This is a genomic window from Parasegetibacter sp. NRK P23 (assembly GCF_023721715.1).
GTDB lineage: Bacteria > Bacteroidota > Bacteroidia > Chitinophagales > Chitinophagaceae > Parasegetibacter.
In genome coordinates this window covers 1,854,767-1,869,570 of sequence record NZ_JAMDLG010000001.1, presented here as the reverse complement: position 1 = coordinate 1,869,570, position 14,804 = coordinate 1,854,767, and the positions used below count along the sequence as shown (strand labels likewise).

At 46.4% G+C, this 14,804-nt stretch carries 10 protein-coding genes and 1 tRNA gene; 5 read left to right on the top strand and 6 right to left on the bottom strand.

What is annotated here, in order from left to right; translation table 11 throughout:
• Positions 1 to 208 precede the first annotated feature (208 nt).
• The 4 genes from M4J38_RS07610 to M4J38_RS07595 all read right to left on the bottom strand — a co-directional run bounded on the left by M4J38_RS07610 (position 209) and on the right by M4J38_RS07595 (position 10,431).
• Positions 209 to 4,336 (bottom strand): hybrid sensor histidine kinase/response regulator transcription factor, encoded by a 4,128-nt coding sequence (locus M4J38_RS07610; protein WP_251758949.1) that lies wholly within the window; start codon positions 4,334 to 4,336, stop codon positions 209 to 211.
• Positions 4,337 to 4,584: 248 nt separating this feature from the next.
• A complete protein-coding gene (locus M4J38_RS07605; protein WP_251758948.1) occupies positions 4,585 to 5,958 on the bottom strand; it encodes a glycoside hydrolase family 43 protein in 1,374 nt (457 codons plus the stop codon).
• Positions 5,959 to 5,997: 39 nt separating this feature from the next.
• Positions 5,998 to 8,445, bottom strand: coding sequence for a TIM-barrel domain-containing protein (locus tag M4J38_RS07600; RefSeq protein WP_251758947.1), 2,448 nt, complete (start codon positions 8,443 to 8,445; stop codon positions 5,998 to 6,000).
• Between the two features lie 312 nt (positions 8,446 to 8,757).
• Positions 8,758 to 10,431: a hypothetical protein gene (locus tag M4J38_RS07595; RefSeq protein WP_251758946.1), complete on the bottom strand. Its 1,674-nt coding sequence runs from the start codon at positions 10,429 to 10,431 to the stop codon at positions 8,758 to 8,760.
• A 398-nt stretch (positions 10,432 to 10,829) separates the two neighbouring features.
• Here M4J38_RS07595 and M4J38_RS07590 point away from each other — a divergent pair, with 398 nt between their 5' ends.
• The 3 genes from M4J38_RS07590 to M4J38_RS07580 all read left to right on the top strand — a co-directional run bounded on the left by M4J38_RS07590 (position 10,830) and on the right by M4J38_RS07580 (position 12,575).
• Entirely contained in the window at positions 10,830 to 11,477 is a 648-nt protein-coding gene (locus tag M4J38_RS07590) for a hypothetical protein (protein WP_251758945.1), read from the top strand.
• Positions 11,478 to 11,577: 100 nt separating this feature from the next.
• A complete protein-coding gene (locus tag M4J38_RS07585) occupies positions 11,578 to 11,826 on the top strand; it encodes a hypothetical protein (protein WP_251758944.1) in 249 nt (82 codons plus the stop codon).
• A 254-nt stretch (positions 11,827 to 12,080) separates the two neighbouring features.
• Positions 12,081 to 12,575 carry a hypothetical protein gene (locus M4J38_RS07580; protein WP_251758943.1) on the top strand — a complete coding sequence of 165 codons (495 nt, stop codon included), beginning with the start codon at positions 12,081 to 12,083 and terminating at the stop codon, positions 12,573 to 12,575.
• A 177-nt stretch (positions 12,576 to 12,752) separates the two neighbouring features.
• Here the strand turns inward: M4J38_RS07580 and M4J38_RS07575 are convergent.
• Together M4J38_RS07575 and M4J38_RS07570 are read right to left on the bottom strand one after the other, a co-directional pair.
• Positions 12,753 to 12,829: transfer RNA gene (locus M4J38_RS07575), tRNA-Arg, on the bottom strand.
• A gap of 123 nt (positions 12,830 to 12,952) precedes the next feature.
• Positions 12,953 to 13,483 (bottom strand): YceI family protein, encoded by a 531-nt coding sequence (locus M4J38_RS07570; RefSeq protein WP_251758942.1) that lies wholly within the window; start codon positions 13,481 to 13,483, stop codon positions 12,953 to 12,955.
• 132 nt (positions 13,484 to 13,615) lie between these two features.
• Here M4J38_RS07570 and M4J38_RS07565 point away from each other — a divergent pair, with 132 nt between their 5' ends.
• Entirely contained in the window at positions 13,616 to 14,089 is a 474-nt protein-coding gene (locus tag M4J38_RS07565) for a 23S rRNA (pseudouridine(1915)-N(3))-methyltransferase RlmH (RefSeq protein WP_251758941.1), read from the top strand.
• Between the two features lie 43 nt (positions 14,090 to 14,132).
• A complete protein-coding gene (locus M4J38_RS07560; protein WP_251758940.1) occupies positions 14,133 to 14,765 on the top strand; it encodes a rhomboid family intramembrane serine protease in 633 nt (210 codons plus the stop codon).
• The last annotated feature ends 39 nt before the right edge of the window (positions 14,766 to 14,804 follow it).

Here is a 14,804-nt window from a genome sequence, read left to right as displayed (position 1 = left end):
ACAGGAATAAATGAAGGCCGGTACCCGTAAAGTGCGGATAGCAATAAATTGCGGTGGAGCAGGAAAAACAGGCGCTGGCATAAGCAATGGTTTATTTCTCCCACCCCCGTTTGAACGTGTGGGATCAATGCCAAATCTATGCTGCGAGGCAGGAACGAAAGGGAACGAATGACTAATTTATGAGTAAAAATGTCAAATCACAGCGCATTTAACCGGTTGTTCCCCGTTTTTGAGTCGCATATTCCGTGGGCGACATGTTGAATTTCAGTTTAAATGCCCGGGCAAAATAGTTGGGACTGGTGAACCCGACCGAATAAGCAATATCGGCGATCCGCATATCGCTGTGCTCCAGCAGTTCCACCGCTTTCTGTAGTTTAACGGAGCGGATGAACTCCACCGGTGTTTCCCCGGTCATATCAAGTATTTTATTGTAAAGTGTGGCCCGGCTCATAAACAGGTGCTTGCTGAGTTGCTCCACCGAGAGGTTCTCGTTGTACATGTTCTTTTCGATGTAAGCCCTGATTTTGAGGAGGAGCTTCTCGTTTTCCGACTGAACGGCGGTTTCGGGCACATCCAGCTTGAGCCGCTTGCTGTACGTTTTTTTCAATTGTTCATTCAGGGCCACGAGGTTACGTATTTTAAGTTTCAGCACTTCGCCGCTGAAAGGCTTGGAGAGATAGTCGCTGGCCCCTGTTTTTAACCCCATCAGCTGGTGGGTATCGCCGGTAAGCGCCGTCAGCAGGATCACCGGGATATGTGCGGTGCGCTTATCGGACTTGATCTTGTTGCTGAGGTCGATACCATTCATGTGGGGCATACTGATATCGCTGATGATCACATTCGGGTGGCCCGAAAGCGCTTTCTGCCATCCTTCCCTGCCATCGGCCGCTTCGATGATCCTGTATTCATCTTCCAGGTGACCGCGAAGGTAAGCCCTGAAATCATCATCATCTTCTACCAGGAGGATCGTCATGCGTTCGCCCGCATCGTCTGAAACTAGTTCGGCCGGCTCCAGTGTTTTTTCCATTGAGTCGGCGGTGTTTTCGCGCGCTACCGCAACTTCGGGTACCATTACTTCCTTCAACGGGAAGATGAGGGTAAAGCTGGTGCCCTTCCCTTTCATACTCTGTACCTGGATATTGCCCTCGTGCATCCTTACATATTCCTTCACGATCGAGAGGCCGATGCCGCTGCCCTGGTTCATGATCTCCGGCGGTGTTTCAGCCTGGAAAAAACGGTCGAATATACGACTTGATTCTTCGGCCGACATGCCTATACCGGTATCTGAAATCTCAATGAATACTTCTTCTCCCGGACGTTCTCCCTGCTTTACATGCACCGTTATTGTTCCGCCCCTGGGGGTGAACTTGAACGCGTTGCTCAGGAGATTAAACAGGATGCGTTCCATTTTATCCTTGTCGAACTGTGTGTAGTAAGATTCTATTGCGGTGGTAAGCAGGAAGCCAATACCTTTTCTATTGGCGAGGTCCCTGAAAGATTCGCTGATTTCCTGCACAAAGTCGACGATATTACCCGGCTCCGGGTTCAGGTGCGATTCTTTGTCTTCCAGCCGGCGGAAATCCAGCAAATGGTTCACCAGGTTGAGCAGCCGCCTGGAATTCCGTTTTACCATGGTAAGCTGGCCTATCTTTTTGGCATTGGTTTCGCCTTCCAGCAACGACTGCACCGGCCCTGAGATCAGGGAAATCGGCGTTCGGAATTCATGGCTGAGGTTGGTGAGAAATTTTATCCTGGCCTGGTCAAAATCCCGCTGGCGCTCCGCTTCCCGGCGTTCCGCCTCTATCAGTTGTTTGATCTGCTGTTTCTCCTGTTCAGCGGCAAATTTCAGTTTCAGTTTACTGATGCCCCTTCGCCTTGCGCCCAATATCAAAGCTGCGGCCAATAGAACATAGCAAACATAAGCGAGGTTGGTGCGCCAGAAAGGTGGCTTAACAAAGAGCTTAACGGATGCCGTTTGGGTGGTCCAGCCTTCGTTGGTGTTCACCGCTTTTACCTGGAACTCGTATTCTCCGGGATCAAGGTTGGTAAATACCGCGCTGTTGGTTCTGCCCGCTCTGCTCCATTTTTTATCAAAGCCCTTCAGGTAGTACCAGTAGTCGCATTCATCGGGGTTCGTAAAATCGAGCGCGGCGAATTCTATTTCCAGGTTCTGCTTGTAATTAACCTGTATCCTTTCTGCTTCGCCAATATGATCGTTGATGATGGACTTTTTTTCAGTGGTTGGCTTAACCGCCTGGTTATCCACTTTTAGTCCGGTAAACGTCACCGGCGGAACATTAGCGTTGTGCCTGAGTTTATCGGGGAAGAAATGGTTGAACCCTTCCACGCCCCCGAAGTACAGTTCGCCTGTAGACGCGATGATACCCGCCCCCCTGTTGAAGGAACTTCTTTGTAAACCGTTCCTGAAGGTGTAATTGCGAACGATATTACGATCAGGGTCCAGCGAACTGAGTCCCTTATTCGTACCGATCCACAACTTGCCGGAACCATCTTCCAGTATCTTGTTGATGGCCGCGTTAGAGAGTTGCTGGTTCGTGTTCATATTGGTGAGCTTACCGTTTCTTTTGTCGAAAACAAACAAACCGTTACCGTAGGTGCCGAGCCAAATCTTTCCATTCCTTCCAGGCAGTATAGAGAAAGCTTCTTCGAGTAAAAAGCCCGTATTCAAACTGTTGTACAACTTCAGGCTCCGGTCATTTGGGTTATACACATCAACACCCCTTCCATGGGTGGCTAGCCAGATGTTACCCTGCTCATCTTCCTGGATATCCCTTACATAAGCTCTGGCGGGTGGTTTTGTTCCCGTAGGTCCTCCGAGGTAATTGCTGAATCCCTGAAAAACGCCCTTTTCAGGTAAAAATAACATGACCTCATTCCCGTTAGGCCCCACCCATATATTTCCTTTCCTGTCTTTCTTCAGGCAAAATATCTCATCGCAGTTAAGGCCAGAGAAGCCATCTTTCGTGTGGTAATTGCGTATGCTTCCGGTCTGGATGTTTAATACGTATATTCCATTGCCATAAGTGCCGATCCAAAGCTCGTCGCCCGCCCTTTCCAGCGCCAACACCGTTACGATCTTACCGGAGAGTTTCACCTGATCGAACAATCCCGTTTTCGGGTGATAGACGCTAAGGCCACCAACATCGGCGCCAACGTAGATATCACCGTTCTTTCCTTCCGCAAAAGAAGTGACATTGGGCGCGCGAAGTCCATACGGATCGAAGGGATTCCCGTGTACCAGGTGAAAAAAAGGAAGATTGGTATCGTATTTCGCCACCCCGTTCTGGTAACTTCCCACCCAGTATAATCCTTTCTTGTCGATGTATAAACTGCGGAGCGATTGTCCTTTCAGGCTGAATGCATTCCGGGGATTGTGCGGTATCCGCTGCGCCAGGCCGGTTTCAGGGTCCATGATCACCAACCCTTTTTCACTACCCACCCAGAGTTTGCCGGTGGGGGCGACGGCCAGACAGATCACCCGGTCGCTTAACAGTGTGCGCTCATTCCCCTCCACACTTCTGTATGTTTTAAAAGTTGAATCCTGCGGTTGAAATACATTTAATCCACCCCCTCCCGTCCCGATCCAGATGTTTCCCGAAGCATCTTCCACGATCGCCTTCATATTGTTGTCGCTGATCGAGCGCGGATCCTTACTGTTCATGAAAACATCAAATTTTCCCGTGGCTGGTTTGTAGAGGTGCAGGCCACCATTGGTACCCACCCATAGCCTTCCCTTTCTGTCCTTCAATATGCTGGAAACGATTCCGGACTTCAGACTTCCAGGTTTTCCATCGGCAATAAAATGCTGCAATTCCCCTTTTTTATGGTTGTACCGCAAAAGGCCCATATAACAGCCCACCCAGATGTTTCCCGATTGGTCGGCATAGAGGGCGCGTACTGCATTTCCCTGCGTGATGTGCGTATTCAGGAAAAGGTTCCTTTTCCGGTCGTAGAGCGAAAGAGATTTACTGGTACCTATCCATAAGTTCCCATCGCCGTCTTCGCACAAGGCTGATATTTTGTTGGAAGAAATACTATTGGTATCGGAAGTGTTGTGGTGGTAAACTACAAACTTGCTGCCATCGAACTTATTCAGGCCATCGTCCGTGCCGAACCACATATAACCAGTGTGGTCCTTTAAAATAGCGTTTACACTATTGGAGGAAAGTCCGTCACGGTTATCGAAATTGACGAAATTGTATTCACTGAGCTGCCCAATCGATGTTTGGAAAGAAAAGAGTGTTATTAAGGCAAACAGGCACCGGAGCAAGGCTCTTGCGCTGCAAAAACGCAGTGTAATGGTAAATTTATTCATCTGGCAATACATCTCAATGATTAAACGGAAAGCTACCAGATAAGGAGCAGCATGGTTAACTTAGCGATCATCTGAAACAGCAACCGGGAACAAGCCTTAACGTATTCTCCCTGCAATATAAAAAATAAATGTAGTGTTGACACGTATTTTTTGGATGCCTGCTCTTTTGAAATGTATTGCCAGATAATGGGCCTATTTCCTTTTAAAGTCCCGCGCCGATCAATTCCGGCTAAATGGAAGCGTTGATTTTATTTACTGAACTGCCACCAGTCGAAATGGAAAAGATCTTTGTTTCCTTTAAAAACGAAGTAGAGGTCGTGCACCCCTTTTATTGGCTTCACAGGCGTTTTTATCGTTTTCCAAATATCGCCTTCCCCTGAGGTTGTAACATGCACCGTTCCGATCAAAGCGCCTTTCAGGCTATCCGCACGCACTTCGATGGTTCCTCCGTAAAGTGCCGCCACGGCCACTTCAAGCGATTTTGCACCCGTTCCAAAATCAGCTCCCTGCACCTTGGTATAGTCGCCATTGTGAATGGCGCTCACAAAAATCCGTTCTGCTACCTTCTTCCCTTTATCCCAGGATGTGTTCCTTTCCCATTCCGTTTCTTTGTTTGTTTTTACCCCTTCGCTGTAAGCGATCGTTTCCGCCTGTACTCTTTTGTAGGGATCGAGGGTGCCTACTCTTTTTACACCGGCGGTAGTCCAGAAAGGCAGCTTCTGAATGGTTCCATCTGGGTTATAAGTGAGTTCCGCTACACAAACCGACCGGCGCTCATAGTGTTTGCCCATGGTTTGTTTCAAGATATTGTAATTAAAGCCAAAAACATAAGGTTTCCCTTTAAACTCTATGATACCGGGGTGGTTGCCATTGGACCTTTTGTCGCTATCCATGATCATTCCTTTGTGTTCCCAGGGGCCTGTTGGGGAGTTTCCCATCGCGTAACCAATTCCTTCCGGGCAACAGGTGGAAGCATATGCCATATAATATTTTCCGTTGCGCTTCCATGCCCAGGGCCCTTCCTGGTAATGAAACGGATCGGGTTGCCCCTTCTTCTTCGCCATGGAACTGTCTTTCACCAGGGTTCCGCTCACCGAGATCATGTCTTCGTTCAGTTTAATGTACCAGAGGTTAGGGTTTCCCCAATACATATAGGCCTGGCCATCGTCATCAATCAACACCGTGGGATCAATATCCTCCGGCGTATTCTTCACAAGCGGTTTCCCGATAGGATCCGTGAAGGGGCCGTAAGGGCTATCGGCCACCAGCACGCCGATACCAATGCCATTCGGTACCGTGCAATACAGGTAGAATTTCCCGTTGCGTTCCACGCATTGCGCGGCCCAGGCGCCGTTGTCCGTGTTCACCCATTTAAAATTTTTCAGGGATGCCACCGCTCCGTGTTCGGTCCAGTTCACCATATCCGTTGACGTGTACAGCAACCAGTCATACATCTTGAAACCGAAAGCATCGTCCTCATCGTGACCGGTGTAAAGATATACGGTATCCTTATGTACAAGTGGCGCGGGGTCGGCCGTAAACTTGGTTTGAATGATCGGATTCTGTGCCTTCAGGTTTGCGGTGAAGGCCAATGCCAATAATGCCGGAATATATTTTCGCATATAATTTCTTTTGAGGGTTACGCTATTTTTTTGAGCAAATCATTTCATCGAAACCACGATCTTTTTACCCGTATAGGTTACAGATTTCTGTTTGCCATCAGGCAGTACAATATTGAACGTCCTGGCTTCTATCATTCCATCGTACTTCCCTTTCCTGGCATCAATAGTTAGTGTTTGTGACTTATCGTTCCATTGAAAAGGAATTTCAGTATATACGCCCTTCTCGTAATTATAGTTATCGAATTCATCCTCGTATAAGGTGAAGGCACCGTTGGCACCCGGAAAAACTTTGATGGTAAGCGCATCCCATTTCTTTTCTTCCGCGTACTGCACATCCGGCCCCACAGGAATGATTCCGCCTGCCTTCACATATAATGGTATGGTAGCGATAGTGGTTGTTTTTTCAATTTCCTGTCCACCGGCATGTCGCTGATTCGTCCAGAAATCGTACCACTGCGCACCTTGCGGCAGGTACACTTTAACGGATTTAGGCTGCGTAAAATCTGTTGTTTTTCCCTCTTCCTTATTGTTATCCGTATTTTGGTTCCAGCCGCTGTTTTCGTTCGTTCTCACTATTTTTTCCGGCGTGTACTGTGGGTCCACCACCGGCGCTACCAGGATAGATTGCCCGAACATGTATTCGTGTTTCATATCCCATACTTTTTTATCCGCCGCGAAATCCATCACCAACGCGCGCATAAAACTGGACTGATTTTTAGTAACAGCCCATGAAGTAGAATAGATGTAAGGCAACAGGCTGTACCGAAGGCGGATAAAGGAGGCGATGGCATCATATACCGGTTCTCCCTGCTGGCCAAACTGGTAAATTTCCCTGGGCACATCGGTGCCGTGCGAACGCATCATTGGGGTGAATGCTGCATATTGCAACCAACGCACATAGAGTTCCTGAAACTGTTTGTTCTGCGCGCCGGAACCGCCGTTAAATCTTGTATTGTAAGCGCCCGCGAAAAAACCACCGATATCGGAGTTAAAATTCGGGTTTCCGGTAAGCGTAAAATTCAATCCTGCCGGAACCTGGTTCCGGAGCGATTCCCAGGAGGAATTCACATCTCCGGACCACACGCTGGATCCATACCGTTGTTGTCCGGCGAAACCGGATCTGGTGAGAATGAATACACGTTTATCATCCGTTACTTTCCGTTGATTGGTATATACCCCGCCCACCGTTACCAGCGGGAATGCGTTGCGCACTTTTCTGAAAGATCCTAAATATGTTTTTGTATCCATATCTTCAGGTTTCTGGCTCAGGTGATCTGGTTCGCTGGAGTCCATCCACCAGGCATCCACGCCCAGACTGAATACGCCCTGGTTCAGGTATTTCCAGTAAATATCGCGCGCTTCCGGATGATACGCATCGTATACGCGTACACCAGATGGATAAGTAAGATCAGGTGGCCAGATTTCACGACCTGATTCGGGCCATGTTTTGAAATTGAACAACATGCCTTTTTTGTCCAGTTCACGGTAGGGTTTGGTCATGGGTCCGAAAGATGCCCAGATCGACACCGAAAGGTGCGCGTTCAGGCCATGGATATCGTGCACCATTTTTTTCGCGTCGGGGAAATCGGGACTGATAAAATCCATCGCGTTCCATTGGTAGTTATTGCCCCAGTATTGCCAGTCCTGGATGATGCCGTCCAGCGGCACCTTCAGTTCACGGTATTTCTTTACCACGCCAACGGTTTCCTGCTGGGTTTTGTACCTTTCTTTGCTTTGCCAGAAACCATAGGTCCAGAGCGGGAACATCGGTACCTGGCCCGTAAGGTCCCGCATACCGGCCACTACGCCATCGGCGTTTTTCCCGTAGATAAAGTAATAGTCGATCCCGTCTCCTACTTCGGAATCGAAGGAGGTTCCTGCATTATTGTCGGTGAATTTCGTAGGTGAGTAGTTGTCCCAGTAAATCCCATAACCTTTCACCGACTGGAAAAAAGTGACGAAATCCCAGGTGTTGTTCTGTATCATCATCACTTCCTGGTTGCGTTGCGACATTTTACCATTCTGGAGAATACCAAGGCCATAGATGGCTTCGTCGGGCTCCAGCGAAAAGGTTTGTTTTACGGAATAAGTTTGGGTGCCGATGTCCTTGAATGGCTTGAAGGCAGCACCTGCGGCCTTTTCAGCCATCAGCACGGTGTTTTGAGGGGTGGTAAAGCGAATGGCGCCATCAGCGGTATTCAACACAATTACCAAACCAGCGGTTTTTACAGCGATCTCATTTTTCTTTTCCGCAACAGTAAACTGGTTTTCGAGCGGCTTCTTCACCACTGCCAGACTTTGTTTCGAGAAACCGGTTCCCACCGGCCATTTTTTGATGCGGGCCAAACCCGGACCATAGCATTCGATTTCAATGTTCAGATCCTGCACGACGGTTTTGATACCGGTCGTTGTTTTTTGAAAGGACTGACCAAAGCAGTTGGCCGTAACTGTGGAAGCTACGATCAGGAGCATGTGGATACGCTTCATTGCGGTAAATGGTTTATTCAATTAGTTGTGGCTGTTACGCAAATGTCTGCGGCGAAGGTGCAAGCACTCGTTATGAAAGGGACGCTCAGTAAACAGTAACACCGTTACAGGCAAGACAAATATGGCAAAACCAGCAATACAATTTTATTTCAATCACAGCGATTGAATAACAAATGTAATTTTTACACTAATAAAATAAAAATTATATTTTCAGTGTGGGGAAATATGTTCAGATACCGGAAATACAGATCAATATTCCACGTGATTGTTTAAATGAGGCAGTGAAGGCGGATTTTGAATAGGTGAACGGTACTACCATTCCTCCCCTTCTTCTTCGTACTCCTCTTCATCTCCACCGTTTTGTACCCATAGTTTCAAATTCTTTTCATGCAGCTTACTTGCTGATTCAATACTTTTGAAGTTAAGGGGGTCGTACATCAGTGTTTTGAGGTATGCGAGTAATTTATCGTCTAGAAAAGTAAGATGGGTAGAGAAAACCTGCGTATTCAGGTATTGCCCCAAAAAATAATCTCTGAAATATCCCTTTGGATATTCAGCCGCGATGCGCTTTAACTTATAGTCGAACGCAAGACCATAAAAATAAAAGTCATAATAATCGCTGACTCCGTCTAACTGTTGCAGGAACCCGAACATATGCTGCCACCTGGCAAGTGCCGTGCTATCCGCTACCGGCACATCTATAATAAACCCGTTATTTTTTAATTTTGAAAATGGTGCCAGGGCGGCAATAGAATCAAGCATAAGCAAATCCTGTTCAGTCAGGGAATGATGGTGCCGTTTTATAAGACTCATAAAATCGGCCAATGAAAAGTTTGCAGCGTTTGCGCTATCTATCCTGTGGCTGTCGCCTATGATTTCATCCGGAAATAAATTATTCATCTCATTGATAAAACCCTTGTGGTGATACCCGCCTGCATACCCGGCTGAATCATTGGCCATCCATAATGGGAGGAGCTTCAACGTCTCCGGATGGAGCGGCTCAGGATGCTGTGGGTTATGATACATCCTGTACCTCAGTAACCCATTGCGCATTTGATAATGCGTCTTCTTTTCCATGACATCCCGGACGGCGGCACTAAGCGCGTATTTTTTCTTATAGGCCGTTATCGCAGAATCGGCGGTGTATTTCATCCCCAGCACATATTCCCGGTACGCCTCCTGTGTTGTATTTTTGAGCATGTGATTTTGAAGCGTTTGGTCTTCAAGGCCGGTAAGGTATTTGTACAGGGTATTCAACTCATTGTTGAGGGCGCCCGAAGTGCCGCCAAAAGCTATCTCGTTCAGGGAACTTTCTGCCGGCTCCCCTTCCGGCAAAAGACAAACAGTGATTGTATCCCCGGGACAGGCCAGAAAACGTTCAAACCTGGAATTAAAACGGATGAACGCCTCGGTATCCGGAAGTACGATGGGAATATTGATGTTAAACAAACCTTCCGCACTGATCCTGGCTGTTTCCGTAATCATTTTACCTAAAACCGGGTCGGTAAACACAATATGCAGTTCGCGCAAACCATTCCTGGCAGGTTCACTGATATACCCTTTTAGCCGAACGGTATCATCTGTGCGCTTCCATCGTTTATCCCAGAACGCGGTAGCCGCGGACGATTGCCGTTTGCGCTGGTTGGTAAGCGTCCAGGTCCGGCCCTCAGCGTTTACAGCAATGGTGGAGTCGTCCTGTACATGAATCAGGAGCGTGGTTTCCTTCTTATCAGTCCGGAGTTTTATTGTAAAAGCATTTTTCTTTTCCTCTATGATGGAGTATTCCCCGAAGCCGCCGTTGAAGTAGCCCAGCTTTTCATAGAAGCCAAGCACCCATTGGTTGGTGTTGGATGACAGGAACCAGTTCCCCTTCAGCCCCTGCATCGGTGCGCTCCTATTTTGCGCGTGCGCATACAAGCCAGCCAACAAGGCCATAAAGAGCATACCTAGTTGGGTGGAGCGCCGCACCAGTTTGAGTAGTTTCATGGTATATATTTTAGGGTTGCCGCTAATTTTGTTGTTTACGACAGGCCCGGTTTCGTACTGTAATTAAGGAGGAGAAACGAAAAAGAAGGAATCATGGTAAGAGCAACAGCGAAGCGGGCTTGTATACTTCGGGCCGGAGTGTTGGCTTGTGCAACTGTGTAAGCAATGCTAAGCATTCATGCGATGGCTGAACTTTCATATTCAAAGGCTTAAATAGTAACTAGCGTATGTGAACGAATATAGATAAATAAAAGATCAAATCTGTTCATCTTAAAAGATAAAGGTCATTTTTACAATTCTTTAGGAGTATGGGGTAGCCTGCATTTTTAGTTGCTATATTAGCGTGCGGGATACCATCTTAAAACCAAACCTGCACTCGGTCAATTTTAAGCCAGTATATGAAAATCGTCTTCCGATTCATTGTGTGCATAATTACAGTATTTTCCTTCAGCCCTTCCTTTGCCTATACGGAAATGCAACAAACGGACCCAGGTGGAACCATCATCTTTTACGACGATTTTGAAGACAACAAAAACAACTGGACCATTGGCAACAACAAAAATGCAACGACTTCAATGCGTGCCGGCTGCTATTACCTTACCGCTTCGGGACATGCCTATGGAGAAGCGCAGGAGATAAAAATTGATACCCGCAAAAACTTCCAGATAGAAACAAGGATAAAAATACTAAGTGGCGGCTCCGAACATAAGCACTACTACAATATGCTTTTCTGGGGCCGGGAAGCGAATACCGGCTACTACTTTACCTTCGCCAAAGATGGATTCGCTTCAGTAGAGGTGTGCAGCGGCAAAAACCAGCCAAGCTGTATAGTGAAGGACGGCTCTTTCCGGCGATCTAATCTTGATCCAAACGATTTTAATGTGTACATGATCAGAAAAACCGGGAATATCTATACTTTCCATATCAACGGAACGGTTTGCTATACGATGCCGTTTACACCATTCTTTGGCAACCTGGCAGGATTTGGGGCCGGAAGAAATGTTAGCCTTGCAATAGACTATTTCAAGGTTTCCTATTTAGATTGATACCTCAATTGGTATAATTATTTCTGAATCTGTTTAAAGGGAAAAAAATACTTTTACAACCTTTAGCATAGCCTCACGGCACTCAAAATAACAGCAACGCATGCAAACTAAAAAACCGTCTGAATTAACGGCGGAGGAGTTAACCGCGGAAGAAAAGAAGCGAAAAGGAATTTACATCGTATTCTCAATGCTTATTGGCGTAATGACCGGCGTTTCAATCTATGGCTCTGTGAAAAACGGGTTTAGTTTTTTTACCGTAATGCCTATCATTTTTTTCCCGCTTTTCTTATTGAACCTGAAGCAATACAAGGAGGTAAAAAAAGAAATCAAATCCAGAAACATCAACTAACCTGGCGGTTACACGCCTGAACTGGCTCCACCAGGTAACAGAGAATTTTTTTGCCACCGCAGACAAAAAAAGGATCAACAGAAAATATATTGGGTATGAACTTCAATACGCAGTACTTCATACCAATTAGAGGCTAATTTATTCTGTAAAAAGCATCCTGAAAAATCCCGGCAAAACCGCCACGTGTCCCGGCCCGGCTATGACGCAGTAGAATCATGGTGTCGAAGTAGTAAATTGCATGAAAGATTTTAGCTATGAGATCGCTTATCGTTTTACTGCTTCTGATTGGCGTTTATCCGGCAAAAGCCCAACAACTCTTTCCCGACCGCTGCATTGGAGTGTGGAATGGGATGATGCACATCTATAGTAAGGGCATAAAAAAAGACAGTGTGATGGTGGTTTTTGAAGTACATAAACAAAATGACACTACTTGGGGCTGGAAAACAAAATATGTCTCCGAAAAATCACCTATGGTGAAAGACTATACTTTACGCCAAAGTAACAATCAATATGAATTTATAACTGACGAAGGACAGAATATCCAACTCCAGGAATATGTGTATGGTAATAAAATGTACAGTCAGTTTGAAACAGGGAATATCCTTCTTACTTCAAGCTACGAACTTGTAAATCCAGGGGAACTCCTATTTGAAGTAACAGCCGCAAGCAGATCACCGCAAAATGAAACCAGTGAACTTCAAAATTACACAGTTGTTTCGCTGCAGCGAGTATTGTTAATCAAACAATAGAATTTCTTTTGAAAACGCAGAAAATGGTATACGTTTTTGTACTCTATAACAAGTCAGTTGCATTGGTCCGCGGAATCGGGCAACCAATCGGGTGGAAAGGCTATAAAAATGGCCATCCATCAGGTGAGCATTATCTACACAAAAAAAGGCTACAATAACTTGTAACCTTTTTCTCTTTGGTGACTCCGTCAGGATTCAAACCTGAAACCTTCTGATCCGTAGTCAGATGCTCTATTCAATTGAGCTACGGAGCCATTCCCGTAATTGGGATTGCAAAAATAGGATTTAATTTATAATAACAAAATTTTTCAGGCGTTTAAACAAGAAAAAAACCGGAAAAATTTTTTCCGGTTCCTTCAAAATCAAACGTTTAAAACCTAAGCTCCTTTCGCAACTTGTATACTGGCCACCAGTTTCACCTCTTCACCTACCAACATGCCGCCCGCCTCTGTAACGGCGTTCCAGGTCAGACCGAAGTCCTTCCTGTTGATCTTTCCTTTCAGTTCGAAACCCGCCTTCACGTTGCCCCAGGGGTCTTTCTGCGTGCCACCGTATTCTACTTCAAATGTCACGGGATGTGTTACGCCTTTGATGGTGAGATCGCCTTTAAGTTCATACTCCTCATCGTCTTTTTTAGTAAAGCCGGTAGAAACAAAACTGAGTACGGGAAATTGCTCCGCATCAAAGAAATCTCCGCTGCGGAGGTGGTTGTCCCTGTCTTCGCTGCGGGTATCGATGCTTTTAACCTGTGCTTCGAAGTTTACGGAGGCGCCGGAAAAATCATCGTTTTCAGCGGTAACGGTTCCGGAGAACTCGTTGAAAGTACCGGTAACGGTGCTGATCATAAGGTGTTTCACTTTGAACTGAAGTTCGCTGTGCGCTGCGTCGATGTTCCATGTAGTTGCCATAATTGTAATTTTTTTAAGTTGTAGATGTAATAATCAATGTTGCAACATCAAAATTAAGAGATATTTTGAAACTGCCAAATATGTTTTGAAACAATTAACAGTTTATTGCGGGGGTTTCAGGACATTTGCGGCATGAAGATTCAGTTTTGGTCGATAGGAAAAACCGATGAATCCTACGTAAAAGAAGGCGTCCGTGATTTTACGGAGCGCATCTCCCGTTATTATCCCGTAAGCTGGCGCATTATCCCGCCTGCCAAACAAACGGCCTCTACCCCGGAAGATGCAGTGAAAAAAACGGAAGGCGCAACTATATTGGGACTACTCACCAAGGACGATTACCTGGTATTGCTGGATGAACGTGGAAAAAGCCCGGACTCGGTGGAGTTTTCAAAGTTTATCGCACAACGCGCCAACGAAAGTACCCGTCAACTCGTTTTCCTGATTGGTGGGGCTTTTGGGGTTGACGAAGCGGTGAAACAAAGGGCGCAGTATGTATGGTCCCTTTCCAAATTGGTTTTTCCACACCAACTGGTCAGGCTTATACTGGCGGAACAGGTGTACCGCGCCTGCACCATTCAACGCAACGAAAAGTACCACCATGTGTGATTGCTCTAAAATCTTCTATATTTGAAGTCCTCAAAATAATTTCATGACCATCACCATAGTAATCATCATCTTAACGGCCATTATTTCTATCTCCGCTTTCAGCAATGCCAAAGTGATTGATGACCTGATTTTTTACCCTCCCGCCATCACACAACGCAAACAATGGTATAGGTTCATTACCTGTGGGTTTATACATGCAGACTGGGCGCACCTTATTTTTAATATGCTGTCGTTGTATTTCTTCGGACAGGCGGTGGAATATTATTACAAGGCTTATGATCTGATGGGCAAAACCGCCTATATTCTCTTGTACGTCTCCGCCCTTGTGGTTTCGCTGCTTCCCACTTATTTTAAGCACCGCGATAATTATTATTACAGGAGTCTGGGCGCTTCGGGGGCCGTTTCAGCCGTTGTTACCGCAGCCGCTCTTTTCACCCCCTGGAGCACCGTAGCAATATTCGGGATCATTAAGCTGCCTTATATTCTCTACGTTGTGCTGTTCATCGGCATCAGCGCGTACATGTCGAAAAGAGGACAGGACAACATCAACCACGATGCACACCTCTGGGGGGCGATATACGGGCTGGTATTCACAGTATTGCTGATACTTGCTTTCCGTCCAGGGTTGATAGAACCTTTACTGGAGAACCTGATGTCTCCGCGCTTCGGGAGGTAATTGAAGGTGATGGCTTCATTCCCCCGCTTTTATTCCCGT